General features: G+C 68.0%; 23 protein-coding genes. 9 read left to right on the top strand and 14 right to left on the bottom strand.

All coding sequences use genetic code 11. The features are described 5' to 3' along the window. Window positions 1-69: 69 nt before the first annotated feature. Window positions 70-933: a glutamate racemase gene (locus RSD66_RS01440; protein WP_415288730.1), complete on the top strand. Its 864-nt coding sequence runs from the start codon at window positions 70-72 to the stop codon at window positions 931-933. A gap of 12 nt (window positions 934-945) precedes the next feature. Here RSD66_RS01440 and RSD66_RS01435 read toward each other — a convergent pair whose 3' ends face one another. Next, a complete protein-coding gene (locus RSD66_RS01435) occupies window positions 946-1,458 on the bottom strand; it encodes an S-type pyocin family protein (protein ID WP_415288729.1) in 513 nt (170 codons plus the stop codon). 137 nt (window positions 1,459-1,595) lie between these two features. Here RSD66_RS01435 and coaBC point away from each other — a divergent pair, with 137 nt between their 5' ends. The 3 genes from coaBC to RSD66_RS01420 are packed head-to-tail and all read left to right on the top strand — an operon-like array spanning window position 1,596 to window position 3,746. Continuing rightward, on the top strand, window positions 1,596-2,831 hold the full coding sequence (gene coaBC, locus RSD66_RS01430) for a bifunctional phosphopantothenoylcysteine decarboxylase/phosphopantothenate--cysteine ligase CoaBC (RefSeq protein WP_415288728.1): 1,236 nt from the start codon (window positions 1,596-1,598) through the stop codon (window positions 2,829-2,831). Window positions 2,832-2,846: 15 nt separating this feature from the next. Beyond that, window positions 2,847-3,296: a dUTP diphosphatase gene (gene dut, locus RSD66_RS01425; protein WP_024354270.1), complete on the top strand. Its 450-nt coding sequence runs from the start codon at window positions 2,847-2,849 to the stop codon at window positions 3,294-3,296. A gap of 48 nt (window positions 3,297-3,344) precedes the next feature. Next, the gene (locus RSD66_RS01420; RefSeq protein ID WP_415288727.1) at window positions 3,345-3,746 is read left to right on the top strand and encodes a BLUF domain-containing protein; all 402 of its coding nucleotides are present in this window, start codon (window positions 3,345-3,347) and stop codon (window positions 3,744-3,746) included. A gap of 140 nt (window positions 3,747-3,886) precedes the next feature. On the opposite strand, the gene dapB is transcribed toward RSD66_RS01420, so the two are convergent. The 3 genes from dapB to dnaK all read right to left on the bottom strand — a co-directional run bounded on the left by dapB (window position 3,887) and on the right by dnaK (window position 7,919). Beyond that, the gene (gene dapB / locus RSD66_RS01415) at window positions 3,887-4,636 is read right to left on the bottom strand and encodes a 4-hydroxy-tetrahydrodipicolinate reductase (protein ID WP_024354272.1); all 750 of its coding nucleotides are present in this window, start codon (window positions 4,634-4,636) and stop codon (window positions 3,887-3,889) included. Further along, window positions 4,633-5,829 (bottom strand): molecular chaperone DnaJ, encoded by a 1,197-nt coding sequence (gene dnaJ / locus RSD66_RS01410; protein WP_415288726.1) that lies wholly within the window; start codon window positions 5,827-5,829, stop codon window positions 4,633-4,635. Before dnaJ ends, dapB begins: the two co-directional genes overlap by 4 nt. A 182-nt stretch (window positions 5,830-6,011) precedes the next feature. Next, complete coding sequence (gene dnaK, locus RSD66_RS01405; protein WP_415288725.1) at window positions 6,012-7,919, bottom strand: molecular chaperone DnaK; 1,908 nt, start codon at window positions 7,917-7,919, stop codon at window positions 6,012-6,014. 288 nt (window positions 7,920-8,207) lie between these two features. Between dnaK and RSD66_RS01400 the strand changes: the two genes are divergently transcribed. Next, the gene (locus RSD66_RS01400; protein WP_415288724.1) at window positions 8,208-8,858 is read left to right on the top strand and encodes an alpha-ketoglutarate-dependent dioxygenase AlkB; all 651 of its coding nucleotides are present in this window, start codon (window positions 8,208-8,210) and stop codon (window positions 8,856-8,858) included. A 74-nt stretch (window positions 8,859-8,932) separates the two neighbouring features. Next, entirely contained in the window at window positions 8,933-9,838 is a 906-nt protein-coding gene (locus tag RSD66_RS01395) for a dienelactone hydrolase family protein (protein WP_415288723.1), read from the top strand. 114 nt (window positions 9,839-9,952) lie between these two features. Here the strand turns inward: RSD66_RS01395 and grpE are convergent, their stop codons facing one another. After that, the gene (gene grpE, locus RSD66_RS01390) at window positions 9,953-10,567 is read right to left on the bottom strand and encodes a nucleotide exchange factor GrpE (protein ID WP_119413240.1); all 615 of its coding nucleotides are present in this window, start codon (window positions 10,565-10,567) and stop codon (window positions 9,953-9,955) included. Continuing rightward, window positions 10,564-11,658 carry a heat-inducible transcriptional repressor HrcA gene (hrcA, locus tag RSD66_RS01385; protein WP_024354278.1) on the bottom strand — a complete coding sequence of 365 codons (1,095 nt, stop codon included), beginning with the start codon at window positions 11,656-11,658 and terminating at the stop codon, window positions 10,564-10,566. Before hrcA ends, grpE begins: the two co-directional genes overlap by 4 nt. Before the next feature lie 115 nt (window positions 11,659-11,773). Between hrcA and rph the strand changes: the two genes are divergently transcribed. Beyond that, the gene (gene rph / locus RSD66_RS01380) at window positions 11,774-12,499 is read left to right on the top strand and encodes a ribonuclease PH (RefSeq protein ID WP_087139716.1); all 726 of its coding nucleotides are present in this window, start codon (window positions 11,774-11,776) and stop codon (window positions 12,497-12,499) included. Window positions 12,500-12,565: 66 nt separating this feature from the next. Then, window positions 12,566-12,955, top strand: coding sequence for a hypothetical protein (locus RSD66_RS01375; RefSeq protein WP_415288722.1), 390 nt, complete (start codon window positions 12,566-12,568; stop codon window positions 12,953-12,955). Window positions 12,956-13,213: 258 nt separating this feature from the next. Here the strand turns inward: RSD66_RS01375 and pnp are convergent, their stop codons facing one another. The 6 genes from pnp to RSD66_RS01345 all read right to left on the bottom strand — a co-directional run bounded on the left by pnp (window position 13,214) and on the right by RSD66_RS01345 (window position 18,764). Continuing rightward, window positions 13,214-15,442 (bottom strand): polyribonucleotide nucleotidyltransferase, encoded by a 2,229-nt coding sequence (pnp, locus tag RSD66_RS01370; RefSeq protein ID WP_415288721.1) that lies wholly within the window; start codon window positions 15,440-15,442, stop codon window positions 13,214-13,216. Window positions 15,443-15,701: 259 nt separating this feature from the next. Continuing rightward, complete coding sequence (gene rpsO, locus RSD66_RS01365) at window positions 15,702-15,971, bottom strand: 30S ribosomal protein S15 (protein ID WP_024354282.1); 270 nt, start codon at window positions 15,969-15,971, stop codon at window positions 15,702-15,704. An 89-nt stretch (window positions 15,972-16,060) separates the two neighbouring features. Further along, entirely contained in the window at window positions 16,061-16,993 is a 933-nt protein-coding gene (gene truB, locus RSD66_RS01360) for a tRNA pseudouridine(55) synthase TruB (RefSeq protein ID WP_119413237.1), read from the bottom strand. Window positions 16,994-16,997: 4 nt separating this feature from the next. Continuing rightward, complete coding sequence (gene rbfA / locus RSD66_RS01355) at window positions 16,998-17,450, bottom strand: 30S ribosome-binding factor RbfA (protein WP_415288720.1); 453 nt, start codon at window positions 17,448-17,450, stop codon at window positions 16,998-17,000. Between the two features lie 65 nt (window positions 17,451-17,515). Next, on the bottom strand, window positions 17,516-18,220 hold the full coding sequence (locus tag RSD66_RS01350) for a DUF2459 domain-containing protein (RefSeq protein ID WP_415288719.1): 705 nt from the start codon (window positions 18,218-18,220) through the stop codon (window positions 17,516-17,518). Window positions 18,221-18,233: 13 nt separating this feature from the next. Continuing rightward, complete coding sequence (locus RSD66_RS01345) at window positions 18,234-18,764, bottom strand: hypothetical protein (protein ID WP_024354286.1); 531 nt, start codon at window positions 18,762-18,764, stop codon at window positions 18,234-18,236. A 188-nt stretch (window positions 18,765-18,952) separates the two neighbouring features. On the opposite strand from RSD66_RS01345, the gene RSD66_RS01340 reads away from it, so the two are divergent. Continuing rightward, entirely contained in the window at window positions 18,953-19,696 is a 744-nt protein-coding gene (locus RSD66_RS01340; RefSeq protein WP_415288718.1) for a class I SAM-dependent methyltransferase, read from the top strand. Window positions 19,697-19,838: 142 nt separating this feature from the next. On the opposite strand, the gene infB is transcribed toward RSD66_RS01340, so the two are convergent. Together infB and RSD66_RS01330 are read right to left on the bottom strand one after the other, a co-directional pair. Next, the gene (gene infB, locus RSD66_RS01335; RefSeq protein ID WP_119413235.1) at window positions 19,839-22,820 is read right to left on the bottom strand and encodes a translation initiation factor IF-2; all 2,982 of its coding nucleotides are present in this window, start codon (window positions 22,818-22,820) and stop codon (window positions 19,839-19,841) included. 112 nt (window positions 22,821-22,932) lie between these two features. Next, a complete protein-coding gene (locus tag RSD66_RS01330; protein WP_415288717.1) occupies window positions 22,933-23,607 on the bottom strand; it encodes an RNA-binding protein in 675 nt (224 codons plus the stop codon). Window positions 23,608-23,622 lie beyond the last annotated feature (15 nt).

Here is a 23,622-nt window from a genome sequence, read left to right as displayed (position 1 = left end):
AGCGTCCCATAAATCCGGTTTAGTCCTAAGTATTGGACGGCGAAACCCCGCAGGTCTAAAGGCCGCTGCATGGCGATAGGCGTTTTCGACTCCGGCGTGGGGGGCCTGACGGTCCACCGCGAACTCACGACCCGCTTTCCGACGCGGGACTTCATCTATCTGGGCGATCAGGCCCACGCCCCCTATGGCGGGCGCGGCGGCGAGGACATCGTCGAACTGACCCGCGCAGGATGCGAGCGCCTGTTCGATGCGGGCGCCTCCGTGGTCGTGCTGGCCTGCAACACGGCCTCAGCCATTGCACTGCGCCGCCTGCAGCAGACCTGGATTCCGCACATACGCGAAAAGCTAGGCCGTCCGGTCAATGTGCTGGGCATCATCGTCCCGACCATCGAGGCGGCCACCGGCCTGCCCTGGTCCTATGAGGCCGAACGCAACGGACGGCTGGAAGGCGAGAAGAAACAGGCCATCGACGTCACCGGCGTCTTCTGCACCGCCGCCACGGCCATGAGCCGCGTCTATGAGATCGAGATCGACAAGCGCCGCGACGATCTGGCGGTCTTCACCGAGGCCTGCCCCGGCCTGGCCGGACTGATCGAACTGGGCGCCCCGGCCGAGGAGTTGAAGGTGGTCATCGACGACCACGTCGACGCCCTGCGCCGCCGCATCGGCCGTCACCCGGACAAGGCCGTCCTGGGCTGCACCCACTATGAGATCGTGGCCGATCTGTTCGCCCAGGCCCTTCCGCCCGGCGTCGAGGTCATCAGCCAGCCCGCCGCCGTCGCCGATTCCCTGGAGCGCTATTTCCAGCGTCACCCGGAATATGAGCTGGGCTCCTCGGCCCGCCGCGACTTCCTGACCACCGGAACGCCCGGCCCGCAATCGGACCTCGTCGCCCAGTTCTGGGGCGCGCCCCTGACGTTCGAGGCGGCCTGAGACGCCCCGCCGCTATTCCGCCGAACGTGTCGCGTTACGACGCTGGCCGAAGGTCGGCGCCCGCTCCTTCTGCTGCGCCCAATAGGTCGGGCCGTCGTCCGGCTTGAACATGGTGCGCGGCACGCCGTTGCGGTCCACCACGGCGAAGGTGTTGGTCGCAGCCTGATAGAATAGGGTGTCGCCGTTGGCTCGCTTAACCGTCTCGGTTCCTTTCGGCGTCGCCTCGGTGAAGGTCCGGACCTTCTGCAGATAGTCGTCCGCAGAGCGCGCGCCGAAGTCGGCGCCGTTGCGCTCGTACAGCCGCTGCACCTTGGCGTCGGCGGTCTCGCGCCGGTTGGCGGTGACGGCAGGTTTGGCCGCCTCGACAGGACCTGCGGCGCCCGCCATGTCGGTTTCCGCCGCCGCGCTCAATCCGACCGGTTCAGCGGTGCTGCGGTCCCTGGTCTCCACCGCCGAGCCGCCGCTGTCGCATCCGGCCAGAAATAACAGCGACGCCGCCAGCGCCGCCAACCTCCGCACAGCCATCAGCCGCCCCTTCCCTGAAATTTCGACGAACGCAGATAGACATAGATTTTTCGCCCCTTCAACGCTGCTGCTGACATAAGCGTAAGCGCGGTGGCTTTGTCTCGACGCCGTCACGCGACGCCGCTAGACCTTGGTTCATGACCGCACCCTCGCTTTCCAGCGTCCTGGCCGGCCGCAAGGTCCTGCTGATCATCGGCGGCGGCATCGCCGCCTATAAGGCGCTGGAACTGATCCGCCTGCTTAGCAAGGCCGGGGCGGAGACGATGACCGTCCTGACCAAGGCCGGGGCCCAGTTCGTCACCCCCATGTCGCTGGCGGCCCTGACAGGCCATCCGGTCCGACAAGACCTGTTCATGCCGGAAGACGAAACCGCCATGGGCCATATCGAGCTGTCGCGCTGGGCCGATCTGGTGGTCGCAGCGCCCGCCACGGCCGGGCTGATCGCCAAGGCGGCCAACGGGATGGCCGACGACCTGGCCTCGACCACGCTTCTGGCTACCGACAAGAAGGTGCTGCTGGCCCCGGCGATGAACGTGCGGATGTGGCTGCATCCCGCCGTCCAGGCCAATGTCGAGCGGCTGAAGGGCTTCGACGGCTTTCACGGCATGGCCGTGGTCGGACCGGACGACGGCATCATGGCGTGCGGCGAGTTCGGGCCGGGTCGCATGGCCGAGCCGCCGGTCATTCTGGACGCCATCGCCCGCCTGCTGGCCGGGCCGGACGGGCGCCCGCTGACCGGCCGGACCGCTGTCGTGACGGCCGGGCCGACCTTCGAGCCGATCGACCCGGTGCGCGGCCTGACCAACCGTTCCAGCGGCAAACAGGGCTACGCCGTCGCCGCTGCCCTGGCCGATCTGGGGGCGCAGGTGACGCTGATCTCCGGCCCGGTGGCGCTGGACGCCCCTGTCGGCGTGACCCGCGTCTGGGTCGAGGCCGCCACCGAAATGAAGGCCGCCGTCGAGGCCGCTCTTCCCGCCGACATCGCCGTGATGAGCGCCGCCGTCGCCGACTGGCGCGTGGACGGCGTGGCCTCGGGCAAGATCAAGAAGGCGCCGGGCGGACCGCCTTCGCTGGCCCTGATCGAAAACCCCGACATCCTGGCGGGCGTCTCTGCGCCCGGTCCGCGCCGCCCGAAACTGGTGGTCGGTTTCGCCGCCGAGACCAGCGACCTTGAGGCCAACGCCCGCGCCAAGCTCTCACGCAAGGGTTGTGACTGGATCGTCGGCAACGACGTCTCGGACGAGGTGTTCGGCTCGGACGGAAACGCCGTGACCCTGTTCACCCAGGATGGCGACGAGCCCTGGCCCCGCCAATCCAAGACCGAAGTCGCCAGGAAGCTGGCCCAGCGCATCGCCGATCACTTCAAGGCCTAGAAGAGACCTCCCGACATGACCACCGTCCGCGTCGAACGCCTGCCCCACGCCGAGGGTCTGGCCCTGCCCGCCTATGAGACCGCCGGTTCGGCCGGAATGGACCTGCGCGCCGCCCTCGCAGAGGGCGAGACCCTGGTGCTGGAGCCCGGCCAACGCAAGCTGGTTCCCACAGGGCTGAAGATCGCCCTTGAGCCCGGCTTTGAGGCCCAGGTGCGTCCCCGCTCGGGCCTGGCGCTGAAACACGGCGTCTCGGCGCCCAATTCGCCCGGCACCATCGACAGCGATTATCGCGGCGAAGTCGGGGTCATCCTGATCAACCACGGCGAGCTGCCGTTCGAGATCAAGCGCGGCGACCGCATCGCCCAGATGGTGATCGCCCGCTATGAGCAGGCGCAGATGGTCGAGGTCGAAACCCTGGACGAAACCGAGCGGGGCGCCGGAGGATTCGGTTCAACCGGGCGTTGATGAAGACTCTACTTTCACATCCTTAGATACTGGTCTAGCGTGGCCGCCATGAACACGCTGGAACAGCTGGTCTACTGCAGCCGGTCACGACTTTCGCCGGACGAAGAGGCGGCGGCGCTTGCCGATATCGTCCATGTCGCGGCTTATCTGAACGCCCGAAACGGCATCAGCGGCGCCCTGACCCTTCAGAACGGCACGTTCGTGCAATTTCTGGAAGGCTCGCCCAGCGCGCTCGATATCCTCATGCTGCATCTGCATTTCGATGAACGGCATGAAGACATTGAGGTCGTCGCCAGAGAGCATATCGAGCGCCGCGACTTCGCTGCCTGGGGAATGACCGCGCCGTCTCTCGGCCAATCCGAGGCGCTGGGACAGTTGATCGTCGCGCGCTCGCCGGATCTGCTGGCTTGGCGCGACGCCATGACCGAACTCCTCGTCCAGGCGGCCTGAAAGACAAGCGGCCTGAGAAACAAGGCGAAACGTCTCATCCTCCCCGTCCCGGGGAGGGAGAAGTCGCGCGTAAATCGCGCTCAAGCAGCGAGCCGCCGCGCGGCGAGCGATAGCGCGGGGCGCGTCAGCGCCCCCAGGCATCAAGCCTGACGAAAGCCCAGCACGTCCTGCATGTCGTAGAGACCGGGGCGGCGGTTGCGCACCCAGGCGGCGGCGGCCACGGCGCCCTTGGCGAACAGGCTGCGATCGATGGCCGAATGCGACAGCGTCAGCATCTCGTCCTCCGAGGCGAACATCACGGTATGTTCGCCGATCACGCCGCCGGCGCGCAGGGAGGCGAAGCCGATCTTGCCCGGCTCGCGCGGGCCGGTGATGCCGTCGTAGGGGGCGCTTTGCAGTTCCGCCAGATCGCGACCCCGGCCGTTGGCGGCCGCCTCGCCCAGCATCAGGGCCGTGCCCGAAGGCGCGTCGACCTTGCGCCGGTGATGAGTCTCCAGCACTTCGATGTCCCAGTCGCGCGCGTCCAGCCGCAGGGCGGCGTGCTCGACCAAGCCGATCAATATGTTCACGCCCAGCGAGAAGTTGCCGCTCATGACGATGGCGATCTTCTCGGCGGCGACCTCGATCTCGGTCTCCTGCTCCGGCGTCAGGCCGGTGGAGCCGATGACCAGGGCCGGTCCGCCCGCCTCGGCGCAGGCGCGCGCCAGAGCCACGGAGGCCTCGGGCGTCGAGAAGTCGATGATGACGTCGCACAGCTTCAGGTCGACGGTCTCGCCGCGATCGAAGCGGGCGGCGACCACCACGTCCTCACGGGCGTCCAGAACCTGAGAAACGGCGCGGCCCATGCGGCCCCGGGCGCCGGAGATGCCGGCGTGGAAGATGTCGCTCACGCGGTTTCTTTCGGATTATCGGCGTCGCCGCCCAGAATGTCGGCCCAGAAGCGCTTGGCCTTGCCGGCGAAGCTGGTGTTGCGCGGGGTCTGGCTCTCGCCCAGCGACGCCGCCAATTCGGCCAACAGCTCCTTCTGGCGTGCGTTCAGATCGGTCGGCGTCTCGACGAACAGTTCAACCACCAGGTCGCCGCGTCCGCGTCCGTTCAGGTGCGGCATGCCCTTGCCCTTGATGCGGACGGTCTTGCCGGTCTGGGCGCCCGCAGGCACCTCGACCGGGGCCTTGCACTTGCCGTCGCAGGCGTCCGAGATCAGGCAGGGGGCGTCCACGACGCCGCCCAGGGCCGCCACCGTCATCGGCACCGGCACCGTGACCAGAAGGTCCAGATTGTCGCGCTCGAACAGTTCGTGCGGCTGCACCGACAGGAAGACGTAGAGGTCGCCGCGCGGCCCGCCGCGCTGGCCCGCCTCGCCCTCGCCCGACAGGCGGATACGCGAGCCGTCGTCGACGCCCGCCGGAACCTTGAGGCTGAGCTTACGGGTCTTGCGGACCTGACCGTGGCCCCGGCAGGTGGTGCAGGGGTCGGCGATCATCTCGCCCGAACCGCCGCAGCGGGGGCAGGTGCGCTCGACCTGGAAGAAGCCGTTGGCCTGACGCACGCGCCCGGCGCCGCCGCAGGTGGAGCAGATGGTCGGCTTGGTGCCCGCCTTGGCGCCTGAGCCGTCGCAGACCTCGCAGGCCATCAGGGTCGGGATGGCGATCTCGACCTCGGCCCCCTTGTAAGCCTGCTCCAGCGTGATCTCGAGATCGTAGCGCAGGTCCGAGCCGCGACGCGGCCCGTGGCTCTGGCGTCCGCCGCCGCCCCGGCCGCCGAAGGCGTCTCCAAAGGCGTCGCCGAAGACCTGGGAGAAGATGTCGTTGATGTCGTGGAAACCCTGGCCGCCGCCCTGGCCGAAGGGATTGCCCCCGCCCGCGCCCGCATGGCCGAAACGATCATAGGCCGCGCGCTTCTGCTCGTCAGACAGGACGGTGTAGGCCTCGGAGATTTCCTTGAAGCGGGCCACGGACTCTTCAGAGCCGCCGTTGCGGTCAGGGTGGTGCTCCATCGCCAGCTTGCGATAGGCGCTCTTGAGCACGGCCGCATCGACCGTCCGCTCGACCCCCAGAATCTCGTAATAGTCACGTTGCGCCATCAGGCGTTCGTCCTCTTACCTTCCCGCCGCTTTCGAGCCTCTCTTCAACACGGAGGCGTTCCGTTCGCGGATGACCGACGGCCTGCCTGATGACATGGGCGCCCGGTCGAATGATGCAAGTTCTATGAAACGGCCCCGCCTGCCGTCTGACAAGCGGGGCCGAACATCAGTCAGGCGCCGGTTCAGGCGTCCTTCTTCTCGTCCGTGTCCGAGACTTCCTCGAACTCGGCGTCGACCACGCCGTCGTCGGCGGGCTGGCCTTCAGCGTCGCCTTCAGCCCCGCCCTGCTGGGCGGCGTACATGGCCTCGCCCAGCTTCATCGAAGCCTGAGCCAGCGTATTGGTCTTCTCGCGGATGGCCTCGGGGTCCGTGCCGTCCTTGGCCGACTTCAGATCGTCCAGGGCCGACTGGATGGTCGCCTTGGTCGCCTCGTCGATCTTGTCGCCGTGCTCGGACAGAGCCTTCTCGGTCGAGTGGACCAGGCTGTCGGCGCCGTTCTGGGCCTCGACCAGCTCCTTGCGGGCCTTGTCGGCCGCGGCGTTGGCCTCGGCTTCCTTGACCATCTGGTCGATGTCCGCGTCCGACAGGCCGCCGTTGGCCTGAATGCGGATCGACTGTTCCTTGTTGGTCGCCTTGTCCTTGGCCGTCACGTGGACGATGCCGTTGGCGTCGATGTCGAAGGCGACCTCGATCTGCGGCATGCCGCGCGGCGCCGGCGGGATCCCCATCAGGTCGAACTGACCCAGGACCTTGTTGTCTGCGGCCATCGGGCGCTCGCCCTGGAAGACGCGGATCGTCACGGCCGACTGGTTGTCGTCGGCGGTCGAGAAGACCTGGGCCTTCTTGGTCGGGATGGTGGTGTTGCGCTCGATCAGCGGGGTGAACACGCCGCCCAGCGTCTCGATGCCCAGCGTCAGCGGGGTCACGTCCAGCAGCAGCACGTCCTTGACGTCGCCCTGCAGCACGCCCGCCTGAACGGCGGCGCCCAGAGCCACGACCTCGTCCGGGTTCACGCCCTTGTGCGGCTCCTTGCCGAAGAAGGCCTTCACGGCTTCCTGCACCTTGGGCATGCGGGTCATGCCGCCGACCAGAACCACTTCGTCGATGTCCGAAGCCTTCAGCCCGGCGTCGGCCAGGGCCTTCTTGCACGGCTCGATGGTGCGCTGGACCAGGTCATCGACCAGGGCTTCCAGCTTGGCGCGCGACAGCTTGATGTTCAGGTGCAGCGGGCCCGAGGCGTTCATGGTGATGAACGGCAGGTTGACCTCGTACTGGGTCGTCGAGGACAGCTCCTTCTTGGCCTTTTCGGCCTCTTCCTTCAGGCGCTGCAGGGCCAGCTTGTCCGAGCGCAGGTCGACGCCCTGCTCTTTCTTGAACTCGTCGGCCAGGTAGTCGACCAGACGCATGTCGAAGTCTTCACCGCCCAGGAAGGTGTCGCCGTTGGTCGACTTCACCTCAAACACGCCGTCGCCGATCTCAAGGATCGAGACGTCGAAGGTGCCGCCGCCCAGGTCGTATACGGCGATTTTCTGACCGTCGTTCTTCTCTAGGCCATAGGCCAGGGCCGCCGCCGTCGGCTCGTTGATGATGCGCAGGACTTCCAGACCGGCGATCTTGCCGGCGTCCTTGGTCGCCTGACGCTGGGCGTCGTTGAAATAGGCGGGAACGGTGATGACGGCCTGGGTGACCTTCTCGCCCAGATAGGCCTCGGCGGCCTCCTTCATCTTGCCCAGGGTGAAGGCCGAAACCTGCTGGGGCGAATAGTCCTTGCCGTGGGCCTGGACCCAGGCGTCGCCGGTCGGGCCCTTGACGATCTCGAAGGGCACCATGCCCTTGTCCTTGGCCACCACCGGGTCATCGAAATTGCGGCCGATCAGGCGCTTGATGGCGAAGAAGGTGTTGGCGGGGTTAGTCACCGCCTGACGGCGCGCGGGTTGGCCGACGAGAATCTCGCCGCCGTCCTGAATGGCGACCACCGACGGGGTGGTGCGGGCGCCTTCGGCGTTTTCGATGACCTTGGGGTTCTTGCCGTCCATGACGGCGACGCACGAGTTGGTCGTGCCGAGGTCGATGCCGATGATCTTGGCCATGGGCTTGTCTTTTTCACTCCTTGCGGCGGGCGATGCGGCGGCCTCGCAAAATCAAGCGCCGCGCGTGACCGCCCCCTGATGGGCTTCTGAAATCATGCCGCGCCGAACGCGAGGCCCGGTACGGCGGTGGATGAGGTCGGCGGACAAGCCCCTAACGAAAAGGGGGTTATCGCCGGATTGGCTCGGATATGGGAAAGACCGCAGGGGCTGCAAGGCCTTCCGCCCGCTTCCGGCCAGATTCCGCGCCTTATGGCGGACAAGTGTGCATCGCGCCGCTAAATTCAGCCGATGACCTCGCAAATCCCACTGCCTGCGCCCCCGGAAACTCCGACCGCCCTGCCCGGATTTCGGCTGTGGCCCGGTCTGCTGGACACGGCGGCGCAGGCGGAACTGCTGGCCGAGGTGCGGGCAGGGCTGGAGGCGGCGCCCCTCTATCGGCCGACAACGCCCGGCGGGCGGCCCTTCTCGGTGCGGATGAGCAATTTCGGCGCCCTGGGCTGGGTGTCGGACCGTCAGGGCTATCGGTATCAGCCGACACACCCGGCGACCGGAGCGCCCTGGCCCGCCATCCCGGCCCGCTTGCTGAGCCTGTGGGACGCCCTGACCGGCTGGCCGAGCTCGCCCGACGCCTGCCTGGTCAACCTCTATCAGGGCGAGGCGAAGATGGGCTTGCATCAGGACAAGGACGAACGCGACCTGACGGCGCCGGTGCTGTCGGTGTCTCTGGGCGATACGGCGGTGTTCCGCATCGGTCCGGCCCCCGACGAAACCGGAAAGGGCGGCGCCACCAGCACGGTGCGCCTGGCCTCCGGCGACGTCTGCGCCCTGACCGGCCCGGCGCGGCTGGCGCGCCACGGGATCGACCGGCTGCTGGCGGGCTCGTCGCGCCTGCTGCCCGGCGGCGGGCGGGTCAATCTGACGCTGCGGGTCGCCGCCTAGGCCGGAAAGACTCGACGGCGGAGGGAAAGCCAAGGCACTGTCGCCGCTTCCACAGCGCCGACCGGAGACCCGAGATGACCCTGATCACCCGGCCCGAGGGCCTGAGCCCCGACCAGATCGCCCCCAGCCGCCGCAGTCTGGGCGTGGCGACGGCGGGCGGACTGTTCTTCGCCGCCTACGCCCCCGCCGCCCTCAGCCAGTCCGCCCAGCCGATCGCCACCGACGCGGCGGGGCTGGTCACGCAAGACGCAGCCTATCCGGCGCCAGACGGCTTTGACCTGCCCGCCTATATCGCCCGCCCCGAAGGCGCCGGCCCCTTCCCGGTCGTGATCGTCGTGTCCGAGATTTTCGGCGTGCACGAATACATCCGCGACGTCTGCCGCCGCCTGGCCAAGGCGGGTTATGCGGCCGTGGCGCCCGCCTTCTTCGTCCGCGTCCAGGACCCGGCCCCGCTCAGCGACATGCAGGCGATCCAGCGCATCGTCGGCGCGGCGAGCTATGAACAGGTCATGGGCGACATTGCCGCTACGCTGGACTGGGTCGGCGCCCAATCCTGGGCGAAGGCGGACAAGGTCGGGATCACCGGCTTCTGCTGGGGCGGCAAGGTGGTGTGGCAGGCGATGGCTCGCTTCCCGGCGCTGGACTCCGGGGTCGCCTGGTACGGCCGCCTGTCGCCCGCCGCCAATGCGACCGACGACCAGAAGGCGACGGGCCGCCCCTGGCCCATCGACCTGGCGGGCGAACTGAAGGCGCCAGTGCTGGGTCTTTACGGCGGCCAGGACAGCGGCATTCCCAACGACACGGTCAGGGCGATGAACGACGCGCTGAAGGTTGCGGGCCGGACCGACAGCCAGATCATCCTCTATGACGACGCCCCGCACGGCTTCCACGCCGACTACCGCGCCTCCTACCGAGAGGCGGACGCGAAGGATGGCTGGAAGCGGTTGTTGGAACTGTTCGATTCGAGATTGAAGGGCTGACCTCTCCAACCGCTCATCCCGGCGTCCGCCGGGATGAGCGGTTTATTTTGCAGGCGCATGAAAACGGCCCGACGCGTCTGCGCCGGGCCGTCGTCATGTCAACGCGCGAAAGCCTCAGGCCTTGGCGTCGAAATTCCCGCCGGTCGTGTTCGGATCAGCATAGGCGCCGCCCGTCGCCGGGCCCGAGCCCTTGGCCGCGACCACCACCATGGCCGCGCGCACGGTGCGGCCGAACAGGGCGTAGCCCGGTTGCAGCGTCTGGATGACGGCGCCGCCCGGCACGGTGTCCGAGGGCTGCTCCATCATCGCCTGATGCAGGTGCGGATCGAAAGCGTCGCCCGGCGCCGGGTCGACGCGGGTCAGGCCGTTGGCCTCAAAGGCCGACAGCAGGGACTTCTGCGTCAGCTCCAGCCCCGTGACCATGGCCGCCGTGGGGCCGTCCGCGTCCTTGGGCGCCGTCGCCAGACCGCGCTCCAGCGTATCGGCCACGCCCAGCAAATCCTTGGCGAAGCGCTGGATGGCGTAGGCGCGCGCGTCGTTCTGCTGCGTCTCGGCGCGGCGCTTGGTGTTCTCGGCATCGGCCACGGCGCGCAGGGCGCGGTCCTTCCACTGATCGCGCTCGGCGATCAGGGCGTCGACCACGGCGTTCTCATCGCCCTCAGGCGCGAGATCGGCCTCGTGGATGTCCTGCTCGAGTTGGTCCCGGGTCTCGTCGTTGATGTCGTTCACGTCTCTTGTCCGTCCAGAATCCGGCCCAGCACCCGGGCGGTATAGTCCACCAACGGTATGACACGGGCGTAGTTCAACCGCGCGGGCCCGATGACGCCGATGGCGCCCAGCACCCGCTGCCGGCCCGACATATAGGGCGCCGCGATCACGGCGGAACCCGAAAGCGAAAAGAGTCGCGTTTCGGCGCCGATATAGATGCGCACGCCCTGGGCCGCGCCGACGTCGTCCAGCAGGCCGATCAGCTGTTCCTTCTGCTCCAGATCGTCGAAAAGCACGCGCACCCGCTCCAGATCCTCGGCCGCGCGGGCGTCCTGCAACAGATTGCCGCGCCCGCGCACGATCAGGTTGCGGTCGTGGCCTCCGCCGCCTGCGCCGCCGCTCCAGGCCGCCAGTCCGTCCTCGACCAGCCGGGCGGCGGCGGCGTCCAGATCGCGCCGGGCGGCCTCCATCTCGGCCTTCATCTCGTGCCGGGCCTCGGCCAGCGGGCGCCCCTTCAGCCGCGCGCTGAGAAAGTTCGACGCCTCCTGCAGGGTCGAGGGCGTCACGCCCGGCGCCAGATTCATCAGCCGGTTCTCGACCACCCCGTCGTCGGCGACCAGCACCGCCAGCGCCTGTCCGCCGCCCAGAGCCACGAACTCCACATGGCGCACCCCCGCCTCGCGCACTGGGCTGGCGACGATGCCCGCCCCGCCCGCCAGACCCGACAGCAGGGAGGAGGCCGCATCCAGCGCCTCCTCGACATTGCGGCCGCCGCCCTTGGCGCCCATCACCGCCAGCCGGGCGTCGATCTCGCGCCGCTCCTCCTGACCGATGTCGCCGACCTCCAGGAGGCCGTCCACGAACAGCCGCAGCCCCGCATGGGTCGGCGCCCGCCCGGCTGACGTGTGCGGCGAGGCCAGCAGCCCGGCCTGCGTCAGCGCCTGCATGGTGTTGCGGATCGAGGCGGGCGACAGGTCCAGCCCGGCGCGCGACAGGGTGTGCGACCCCACCGGCTCGCCCGTCTCCAGATAGGTCTCGACCACCCGGCGGAAGATGTCGCGCGCCCGCGCATCCAGCGTCGCCAGGCCCGGCGAGGGGTAAAGCAGGCTCATGGCGCCGCCCTCCGCCTCGTCAAAACGGAACGGAGACTCACCGCAAACGGGTCAGGGCGGGACAGGCTCATGGTTTCAGGATAAGCACGCGCCATCCCGCTTCCAAGGAATTCCCATGCGCCCGTCCGAACGCACCCCCGAACAACTCCGCACCGTCACGCTGGAAACCGGCGTCAACCGCTACGCCGAGGGCTCGTGCCTGGTGTCCTTCGGCCATACCAAGGTGCTGGTGACGGCCTCGATCGAGGAAAAGGTGCCGGGCTGGATGCGCAACACCGGCCAGGGCTGGGTCACGGCCGAATACGGCATGCTGCCCCGCGCCACCCACACCCGCGGCCGCCGCGAAGCCGCCGCCGGCAAGCAGTCGGGCCGCACCCAGGAAATCCAGCGCCTGATCGGCCGCTCCTTGCGCGCCGTGGTCGACCTGAAGGCGCTGGGCGAGCGTCAGGTCCTGATCGACTGCGACGTGATCCAGGCTGACGGCGGCACCCGCACCGCCTCCATCACCGGCGCCTGGGTGGCCATGGCCAGCGCCCTCAACTACCTCAAGGACGAGGGCGTGCTGACGACCGACCCCATTCTGGATCAGGTGGCGGCCGTGTCGTGCGGCGTGTTCAAGGATCTGCCGGTGCTGGACCTCGACTATGAGGAAGACTCCACCGCCGAAGCCGATTCCAACTTCGTCCTGACCGGCGCAGGCCAGATCGTCGAGATCCAGGCCACCGGCGAGAAGCGCGGCTTCAGCCGGGCCGAGTTCGACCGTCTGTTCGAACTGGCGGAAATCGGCTGCACCGAACTGTTCGCCCTGCAGCGCGCCGCCGTCGAAGCCGCCCGCCGATAAGGCTTTTGCTGGAGCCGGATCGGGACCATCGTCGTTGCATAGGCGAACCCCGATCCGGAGCCCCGCATGACCCGACCGCCCCTTCCGGCCTGCCTGTTCCTCGGCGGCCTGCTCGTCGCCTGTCAGCCGCGTCCTGAGCCAGCGGCCCCCGCGCCGGTCCCGACGCCAGCGCCCGCCTCGGCCCCCGAGCCCGAAGCCCGCCTGCCCGAAGCCCGCCTGCCCGAAGGCCCGGACATGACGCCCCGGCCGGTTCCCCTCGACGACCGCCCCTGCCTTGAGACCCTGGGCGAAGCCGCCTCCGCCCGCCTGGTCCAGCGCTGCATCGCCGTCAGCCCGGCCACGCGCCCGCCCTGCAACAGCGCCAATCCCTGCGACCTGATCCAGGGCGAGATCAATCGTTCCTGCGCGATGTGGACCCGCGACGGCGAAACCCCGCCGAAAGAGTGTCAGAGCTGACTCCCTCTCCCAATGGGAGAGGGCTTGAGCCTCCAAGAGCGAAGCGATTGGCCAAGGCGAAAGGGTGAGGGTTCGCGGGTGAAGTCGGCCGAAGGCCGTAGCTCTTCGATGCGCGACGGCTTGCGCCGACGGCGAGGACAAGCCCCTCACCCTTTCGCGCCGGGAGAGGGATGACGCCTTCGCGAGCGATAGCGCCCAAGAAAAACCCCGGCGGATCGCTCCGCCGGGGCCTTCTCAGTTCAGCGATGACGCCGAGGCTTAGTCGCGACGGCGACGGCCGCGGTCGCCGCCGTTGCGGTCGCCCTTGGGACGGCCGCCGGTGTCTTCCGACAGCGGAGCTTCACCGCGTTCAGCGCGCTCGGCGTTGATCTTGTCAGTGATGTCCTCGCCGGTTTCCTGATCGACGACCTTCATCGACAGCTTGGTCTTGCCGCGATCGTCGAAGCCCAGGAATTTGACCTTGACCTCCTGGCCTTCCGACAGGACGTCGGCCGGGTTGGCGACGCGCTCCAGAGCGATCTGGGACACGTGGACCAGACCGTCCTTGGCGCCGAAGAAGTTCACGAAGGCGCCGAAGTCGACGACCTTCACGACCTTGCCGGTGTAGATCGTGCCGACTTCCGGCTCCGAGGCGATCGATTGGATCCAGGCCTTGGCGGCTTCGATCTTTTCCTGCTCGTTGGCGGCGATCTTGATGGTGCCGTCGTCGCCGATGTCGACCTTGGCGCCGGTCTTCTCGACGATTTCGCGGATGACCTTGCCGCCCGAACCGATCACTTCACGGATCTTGTCGACCGCGATCTTGATGGATTCGATCTTGGGAGCGAACTCGCCCAGCTCGGCGCGCGGAGCCTCCATCGCCTTCGACATTTCGTCGAGGATGTGCAGACGACCGGCCGAAGCCTGCGTCAGGGCCTGCTGCATGATCTCCTTGGTGATGCCGGCGACCTTGATGTCCATCTGAAGGCTGGTGATGCCTTCCGAGGTGCCGGCGACCTTGAAGTCCATGTCGCCCAGGTGATCTTCGTCACCCAGGATGTCCGACAGGATGGCGAACTCGCCCGACGGCTCCAGGATCAGGCCCATGGCGATGCCCGAGACCGGACGGACCAGCGGCACGCCGGCGTCCATCAGGGCCAGCGACGAACCGCAGACCGTGGCCATCGAGGACGAGCCGTTCGACTCGGTGATCTCCGACACCAGACGGATGGTGTAGGGGAAGTCCTCGCGCGACGGCAGCATCGGGCGGATGGCGCGCCAGGCCAGCTTGCCGTGACCGATTTCGCGACGGCCCGGCGAGCCCATACGGCCCGCTTCACCAACCGAATAGGGCGGGAAGTTGTAGTGCAGCAGGAAGGACTCTTTGTACGTGCCCGTCAGGCTGTCGATGTACTGCTCGTCCTCGCCGGTGCCGAGCGTGGCGACGACCAGAGCTTGCGTTTCGCCGCGCGTGAACAGCGACGAACCGTGGGTGCGCGGCAGGACGCCGACTTCCGAGACGATGGCGCGGACCTTGTCCAGGGCGCGGCCGTCGACGCGGTGGCTGTTCTCGATGATGTCACGACGCAGGACGTCGGCTTCGCATTCCTTGAACGCGGCCGAGAACTTCGACGAATCGACGCCGTCCGGCTTCTCGTCGGTCTTCACCAGGGCCTCGGCGGCCTTCTTCTTGGCGACGTCGACGCCCGAGCGGCGCTCATACTTGCCCGGGTGGGCGTAAGCGGCCTTGATGTCCTCGCCGACCAGCGACTTGATCGAGGCGACCACGTCCGAGTGGTCCTCGGCCTGGAAGTCGAACGGTTCCTTGGCGGCGTGCTCGGCCAGGTCGATGATGGCGTCGATGACCGGCTGCATGCCCGCGTGCGCGAACATCAGGGCCTCGAGCATCTTCTCTTCCGACAGCTCCTTGGCTTCGGATTCGACCATCATCAGGGCGTCTTGCGTGCCCGCGACGACCAGATCCAGGGCGCTCTCGCCCAGGGTGTCGATGGCCGGGTTCAGCACCAGTTCGCCGTCGATCATGCCGACGCGCGCGGCGCCGATCGGGCCCATGAAGGGCACGCCCGAGATGGTCAGGGCGGCCGAGGCAGCGACCATGCCCAGGATGTCGGGATCGTTCTCAAGGTCGTGCTGCAGCACGGTGACGATGACCTGGGTCTCGTTCTTGAAGCCCTTGACGAACAGGGGGCGGATCGGGCGGTCGATCAGGCGGGAGACCAAGGTCTCCTTCTCGGTCGGGCGGCCTTCACGCTTGAAGTAGCCGCCCGGGATCTTGCCGGCGGCGAACGTCTTCTCTTGATAGTTGACGGTCAGGGGGAAGAAATCCAGGCCCGGCTTGGGCTGGCGGCCGTAGACGACGGTGGCCAGGACCACGGTCTCGCCGTAGGTCGCCAGCACGGCGCCGTCGGCCTGACGGGCGATGCGGCCCGTCTCCAGGGTCAGCGGGCGTCCGGCCCACTCGATCGTCTTGCGTTTGATATCGAACATGTTTCGTCTTTCGTCTCCCGCGGGCGTATTCCCGTCGGGGGTGTGCGGAGCGTCAGGCCGTTCAGTCCTTAACGGTCCCCGGTGACCTGACCGCAATGTCGCGGCCGGGCGGGTGATTGAGGACCGGATTCAAGGCCCTCGCGTCGGTTGCGCCGGTCAGACCCGCGGCGCGCGGGAAGCTTGCTACTAATAGCGGAACGAGGCGCGGACGTGTCCGCCCGCGCCTCGTGGAGATTATCCGATCCGCAACCGGGGCGCCTTAACGACGCAGGCCCAGCTTGGCGATCAGCGCCTGATAGCGGGCGCTGTCGGTCTTGTTCAGGTGGTCCAGAAGGCGACGACGCTGCGAAACCTGCTTCAGCAGGCCACGACGCGAGTGGTTGTCCTTCTTGTGGGTCTTGAAGTGCTCGGTCAGGTTGGCGATGCGTTCCGTCAGGATCGCGACCTGCACTTCGGCCGAACCGGTGTCGCCCGTCGAGCGAGCGTTGTCGGCGATGACTTCAGCTTTACGTTCAGCTGTAATCGACATCGGAGGTCCTTTCTGGCCCTATGCTCGCCTCGCGGAGGCTCGCGTCTTGAGGGCGTTGGAGTTCCTGTCGGCAAGCGGGTAGGCCTGCTTCAAGGGAGGTTGAAAACACGGTCGGGTTCAAGCCGACCGGCCCTGAGATTGCCGAGCGCGACCAGGGTTCCGCCCTCGAAGACCGAAACCAGCCGCGAACCGGCGGTGAGCCGGGCCTTGAGCGTTTCAATCTGTCGGGGGAGCAGAACGATCGGCCGTCCCTGCCTCAAAGAGAGGGCGTCCTGATCCGTCACGGCCAACTCCGGGATGTCGTCCAGAGCGGTCGAAACGGGCAGCAAGCCCTCAAAGGCGGCGCCCTTATGCGCCAACTCCTCAAGAAAATCCAGCGTTACGGCGTTGTCGACCGAGAACGGCCCCACCCGCTCGCGTCGCAGGTCCGAGACATGGCCTTCGGCGCCCAGCATGATCGCCAGGTCGCGCGCCAGCGAACGGACATAGACGCCCTTGCCCGTCCGCATCGTGATCTCGACGTGATCGGCGTCCGGCGCGGCCGTCACCGCCGCCTCGTGAATGGTCACGCGGCGCGACTGAAGCTCGACCTCGACCCCCGCCCGCGCCAGATCATAGGCGCGCTCGCCGTTGACGCGCACGGCGGAAAACGCAGGCGGCGTCTGGTCGATCTCGCCGACAAACGAAGGCAGGGCCGCGGTCACTGCCTCCACCGAAGGCCGCACATCGGAGCGGGCGATGATCTCGCCCTCGCGGTCGATGCTGTCGGTCGAAATGCCCCAGTGGATGGTGAAGCGATAGACCTTCTGCGCCTCCATCATGAAGGGCACGGTCTTGGTCGCCTCGCCCAGCGCAATGGGCAGAATGCCCGAGGCCAGCGGGTCCAGCGTCCCGGCATGGCCCGCCTTTTGGGCGTTGAACAGGCGACGGACCTTCGTCACCGCCTCGGTCGAGCCCATCTCATAGGGCTTGTCCAGACACACCCAGCCGTTGACGAGATCGCCCTTCTTGCGTCGCGCCATAGGATCAGTCTTCGCCCTGGTCGTCAGCCTGTTCGATGTCGGCGCGCACGCGCGGATCATTGAACAGACGGTCCATGTGGCTGGCCGTACCGAAGCTCTCGTCGTGGCGGAACTTGAGGTCCGGCGTGAACTTCATGTCGATACGGCGGCCCAGCTGACCGCGCAGGAATTTGGCGTGTTCGTTCAGCGCCTTGATGATGGCGCTCTCCTGCCCGGCCGTCTCGGCCGCCTCGACGCCCGCGCCCAGCGGCTCGACGAAACAGGTGGCGTGGCGCAGATCCGGGCTCATCCGCACCTCGGTCACGGTGACGGAGACGCCGAGCAGCGCCTCGTCATGAATCTCATGCTCGCGCATGACATCGACAAGGGCGTGACGGATCAGCTCGCCGGCGCGCAGCTGGCGCTGCGACGGTCCCAGGGGACCGCTGGCGTTGCGGGTGTGTTGCTTGCGGGCCATCGGGGCTCCTCCTGCTCGCGCCGCCGGGGATCGGACGCCGGCTCTGAAACGCGAAGGGGCGGGGTCTAGTCGCCTGCGTCGCTCAAGTCCAGTTCCGCCGCGCCCTGTTCGGCGGTTCTCGCCGCCCGCATCACCGCGCCCGAGGTCAGACTGCGGACCATCGGCATGGGCAGGCCGCCCGCGTTCAGCACCTCGGCCGTCCAGTGATTGCACAGATGGCCGACCCAGAAGGTCTCATGGCTGGCGTAGAAGACGGCGTCGTCGCCCGGCCTGCTGGCCGCGATGACCGCCCGCCCCTCTGCATCCAGCTGCAGCGAGGACGCCACGCGCGCGCGCAAGGCTGCAAAACCGTCGGGCGACAGGCTCAGGGTCGCCCGCGTCTTCTCTGGCAGAAGGGCCGGATCGACCGGATCGGGGTCCAGCATCACGACGGACGGATTGCCGCCCGGCCTGAAGAAGGCCCGCGCGCCGTCGGGAAGCCGCCCGCTGATCGGGCCCTGTTCGACATAGAAGACGGCGTCGCCCCAGCCGATCCGCACCCAGTCGCCGGGCGGCAGGGCTCGCACGGCTCGCGCCAGCGCATCGTCTCCGGCCGCCAACGCCGCGCGCGGGGCCGCGAGGTCGGTGTGAAAGCCGTTATCGAGCAGATGGACGACGATCGCCGCCTGTTCTCCCTCGGGTGGAAACAGCGCCGGATCGCCCGGCCGCTGCGCCGTCCACAGACCCGCCAGCAGACCCAGAAGAACGGCGAAGCTCCAGCGGATGAGCACGCCCGCCCCGCCTTTAGTTGTTGCCGAATGCGGCCGGAACGTCCCGCGCGGGCGAAGAGCCCTGCATTGTCGCCCACTCGCCCCGATAGCTATAGTTCAGGCTGACGCAATGACGGAATTGGCCGTCGGCCCAGCGGCCGACCGTCTCGATCGTCAGCGGATGGCCGGCGCGCACCCGGCCCACGACGATGAAGGCCTCATCCGCGCCGGGGCACAGGGCGCGTGACAGGGCGCGGCCGTCGCCGTCGGCCGTGATGCTGTAGACTCCGCCGTCAGCCGCGCCCTGAGGCAGGACGCGCCGGACCTGATCGGGCCCGCCGCGCTCGAACCGGGCCGACCCGCGCGAGGTCGAGGAGAAGAGGTTCTTCACCGAGGTGGCGCCGAACCAGCCGCGCTCCACCTCCAGCGTCACGCCGCGCGTCAGAGCCTGGGTGGCGCGATCCCTGGCGTCGAACGACAGGAACCGCGTGTCGGCCAGCGCGGGCGTCGCCACGCTGGCGGCCACGAAGGCGATCAAGAGCAGAGACAGTCCAGGGCGTGACATTGGCGGCCTATTCTTCTGCGCCCCCCGACGCGATGGCCGAACCCTAAAGCCAACCGAACGTCAGATGAAGCCTTCGATGCTCGGCCGCTGGCGAGGCGGGCGTCCATCCGGCATGATGGGCGTCCGGGCGTATGGCCTTCTGCCGAGGCCTCCTACGCCCGTTCCTCCCCTTCATGATCCGAGCCGCCGTGTTCAAAGACCCCTTCGACATCGACAACTACGCCCAGGACCCGGACCGCTACCTGGCCGTGCCCTTCGTCCCGACGGAGGAGGACACTGTGGCCGCCATGCTGGCGCTGGCGGGGGTAGGGCCGAAGGATCGCCTCTATGATCTGGGGTGCGGCGACGGCCGCATCGTCATCGCCGCCGCCCGCGACCGCGACGCCCACGCCATCGGTTTCGACATCGACCCGACCCGCATCGCCGACGCCATGGAGTACGCCGGCTGGGCCGGGGTTGAACACATGGTCGACTTCATCGAGGAAGACCTGTTCAGCGTCGATGTCCGCGAAGCCACTGTAGTCAGCCTCTACCTGCTGCAATCGATCAATATCGAACTGCGCCCGCGCCTGCTCAGCCAGCTGAAGCCCGGCGCCCGCATCGTCTCCCACGCCTTCGACATGGGCGACTGGGCGGCGGATGAGCGCATCAAGGTCGCCGACGGCTACATCTACAAATGGACTGTTCCCGCCTCGGTCGCCGGGCGCTGGGACTGGGCCCGCGAAGACGGAACAACCTGCCGCCTGGAACTGGAGCAGACGTATCAGCAGGTGACGGGCCGGGCCTGGCTGGGCGAGACCGAGGTTTCCATGACCGCCGAACTGACCGGCGAACGGCTGGAGATCGAGCTTCAGGCCGACGATGCGGCGCCGATCCAGCGCTTCATCCTGACCTTCTCGGACGGCGCGCTGAAGTCTGTCGTCGAGGACTGACCCTACCCCACCCGCTTATCCCTTCGGATGCCGGGATGAGCGGAAATTGGCCACAACGCCAAAGATGAAGGGCGCGGCTTCTTTCGAAACCGCGCCCTTCATCTTTCAGGCCGTGAGGCTCAAACGTCCAGATCTAGGCACCCTAGTCCAGGGTGCGCTTGATCTCTTCGACGGTGAAGCACTCGATGTAGTCGCCTTCCTTGATGTCCTGGAAGCCGGCGAACTGCATGCCGCACTCCTGACCCGAAGGCACTTCGTTGACCTCGTCCTTGAAGCGCTTGAGCGTGTTGAGCACGCCCAGCTCCAGCACCACCACGTCGTCGCGGATGATGCGGACGCGCGCGCCCTTGCGGACCACGCCCTCGGTGACGCGGCAGCCCGCGACCCGGCCGACCTTGGTGATGTCGAAGGTCTGCAGCACCTTGGCGTTGCCCAGGAAGGTTTCGCGCTGGAGCGGCGCCAGCATGCCCGAGAGCACGCCCTTAATGTCGTCCAGCAGGTCGTAAATGATCGAGTAGTAACGGATCTCGACGCCTTCACGCTCAGCCAGTTCGCGCGCCTGTTTCGACGCACGGACGTTGAAGCCCAGGATCGGCGCCCCGGCCGATTTGGCCAGATTGACGTCGCTCTCGGTGATGCCGCCGGCGCCGTGCATGACCACGCGGGCCCGCACTTCGTCGTTGCCCATCTTCTCCAGCGAGGTGGTGATGGCTTCGGCCGTGCCCTGCACGTCCGACTTGATGAGGACCGGCAGCTCGCTGATCTTCTTGGACCCGAGCTTGGCCATCATGTCGGCCAGCGACAGGCTGCCGCCGGAGACCTGACCCTTTTCACGCTTCACGCGCTGACGGTATTCGGTCAGTTCGCGGGCGCGGGCCTCGTTCTCGACCACAGCGAAGACGTCGCCCGGCGTGGGGGCTTCCGACAGACCCAGGATCTCGACCGGAACCGAGGGACCGGCTTCGGTCAGCTGGGCGTTGCGTTCGTCCAGCAGGGCGCGCGCCTTACCCCAGGCGGAGCCGGCCACGACGATGTCGCCGCGCTTCAGCGTGCCGCGCTTGACCAGGACGGTCGCGACCGGCCCGCGGCCCTTGTCCAGCTGGGCCTCGATCACCACGCCCTCGGCCGAACGCTCGGCGTTGGCGCGCAGGTCCATGACTTCCGCCTGCAGCAGGATGGCGTCGGTCAGGCCGTTCAGGTTGATCTTCTCCTTGGCCGACAGCTCGATGATCTGAGTGTCGCCGCCCAGGGATTCAGCAATCACCTCATACTGCAGCAGCTCGTTGACGATCTTCTGCGGGTTGGCGTCGGGCTTATCGACCTTGTTGACCGCCACGATGATCGGCGAACCGGCCGCCTTGGCGTGCTGGATGGCCTCGACCGTCTGCGGCATGACGCCGTCGTCGGCGGCCACCACCAGAACGACGATGTCGGTGACGTTGGCGCCGCGCGCCCGCATCGCCGAGAAGGCCGCGTGGCCCGGCGTATCCAGGAAGGTGATGCGCTGACCATCGGCCAGACGCACCTGATAGGCGCCGATGTGCTGGGTGATGCCGCCGGCTTCGCCCGCCGCCACATCCGTGGTGCGCAGGGCGTCCAGCAGCGAGGTCTTGCCGTGGTCGACGTGGCCCATGATGGCCACGACCGGAGCGCGCAGGTCGCCGGTGTCGGCCTCGTCGGCCTCGGCGATGAAGCCTTCTTCAATGTCGGATTCCGACACGCGCTTGACGGCCATGCCGTATTCCTCGGCCACCAGTTCGGCGGTGTCGGAATCGATCACGTCGTTGATCTTCATCATCAGGCCCTGACGCATCAGGAATTTGATGATGTCGACGCCGCGCACCGCCATCCGGTTGGCCAGTTCGCCAACGGTGATGGTGTCGGGAATGATCACTTCACGCGGACGGTTCGGCGTTTCGGTCGAGCCGCCGCGGCGCTTTTCCTTCTCGCGTTCGCGAGCGCGGCGCACCGAGGCCAGCGAGCGCATCCGCTCGACGGCGTCCTCGTCGCCCCCCGCCACCGAGTGGATGGTCAGGCGGCCTTCGCGGCGCTTGGGCTCGCCGCGCGTGCGGCTGACGGCCTTGCCCGGCGCATTGTCGGCGAAACGCTTGTCGCGGTCGTCCTCACGACCGGCCGGACGGGCGAAGCCGCCGCCAGCGCGGCTGGGACGCGCCACCTCGGGCTGGGCCGGTGGCTGGTTCGGGGCCGGGCGGCCGCCAGGACGGGCCGCGCCGGGCGCGCCGGTGCGGGCGCCGGGGGCCGGACGCGGGTTCAGGGCCGAATAGCGGACCGTCTGAGCCGGACGGGCGGGACGCTCGCCGCCCTCGCGACCGCCTTCACGCGGCGCCTGTTCGCTGGCCTGCGGCCGCTCGCCGCCCATCGCCTGTTCGCGAGCCGAGCGGCCCCCGAAGGCGGGACGTTCCAGCGGCGCGCGGCCTTGCGGAATCTTGGGCGCGCGCTGGCCAAAGTTGACGGCCGGGCGCTTGGGCGCGGCCGGTTTGACCGGCTCAGGCTTGGCCTCCACCTTCTGGGCCTCGACCTTCGGCGCTTCCGCCTTGGGGGTCTCGACCTTGGGCGCAGCAGGCTTGGCCGGCGCCGGGGCGGCGGCGCCCAGCTTGGCGGCCTCGACCCGCGCCGCTTCAGCAGCAGCCTTGGCGGCGGCGGCTTCGGCGACGGCCTTGGCGGCGGCGGCTTCAGCGGCGGCCGCCTGCTGGCGCTCGGCAGCCTCGGCGGCGGCCTTGGCGGCTACGGCCTGGCGTTCCTTTTCGGCCGCCTGCTGGGTCGCCAGGGCGATGGCGCGACGACGCGCTTCCTGCTCCTCGGCCGACAGACCTCCGCCCATCGGTTGACGCGGCGCGGCAGAACGCGGCGCGCCGCCTTCGGAACGCGGACGCGCGACATCGAAGCCCTGCGGACGCTGATGCCCGCCCTGGGCGCCGGCCCGGCGCTTGGTCTCGACGACGACGGTCTTGGAACGGCCGTGGCTGAAGCTCTGTTTCACCGTGCCGGTCGAGACCGAACCCGTCGCGCGCGGCTTCAGGCTCAGCGGGGCGCGCGGCCCCGTCTGCGAAGGCGCGTTGGCAGGAGTCTTGCCGTCGTTGGAATTGTTGTTTTCGTCGCTCATCCGGTCGCTTTACTCAGGGCGGAGAATTCCGCCTTCGCCTGTCTCAATCACCCATAGCAGAATGCGGCCCCGCCTCCGTTGTTTCGGAAACAGGCCCGCAGCCGCTTAAACCCTAAGGCTCTCCATCCGGGGCGTCGCCCCGGTCGTCCTCTGCGCCGTGTTCGGGCCCCGCCCGGTTCCAGCTCTGGGGACAGAGAGGTCGAAATCCCGCCAGCCGCTGAACCTCCAGGGTCCAGCGATCAGCCCGCCCGCCTTGCAGCAGGACGGCGTGTATCGCATTTTCCAGCCCAAGGGCCAAACTCAAATCGTCCGCGCTGAAAGCCCCGCAGATTTCGGGGGCGGGCGAGGCGTGTCTGGAGAGGGCCAGAAGCTTGCCGCGCCCATCGGCCGAACCGTCGGCGGCTTCGATCAGCCATGCGGCGCGGCCGCTGCGGATCGCCGCAGCGCATTTCTCGAAGCCAGAGATAAGCACGCCTTCGCGCCGGGCAAGACCCAGTTGGTCCAGACAACGCCGGACCAGCAGATTTTCGACCAGGTCGGGCAGGTCGGCGGCGGATTTCAGCGGCGCCTTGGCGGCGCGCGCGAACATATTCTTCTTGATCGCCGCCTCCAGAGAGGCGCGGTCGGCCGCGACCCAAAGGCCGCGACCCGGAAGCTTGCGCCCCAGATCGGGGACCACCGCGCCGTCCGGGCCGGCCACGAAACGGATCAGGCGAGATTCATCGAGGGCCTGGCGTGACGCCAGGTCCTGACGATCCCTATCGATCAACGTCTCGGACGACCTCATGGACGGCTACGGCTC

This window comes from Brevundimonas sp. S1H14, assembly GCF_047716865.1.
Taxonomy (GTDB): Bacteria; Pseudomonadota; Alphaproteobacteria; order Caulobacterales; family Caulobacteraceae; genus Brevundimonas; species Brevundimonas naejangsanensis.
Note: the sequence above shows the minus strand (reverse complement) of the source record. Positions and strands in the feature narration are given on the sequence as shown.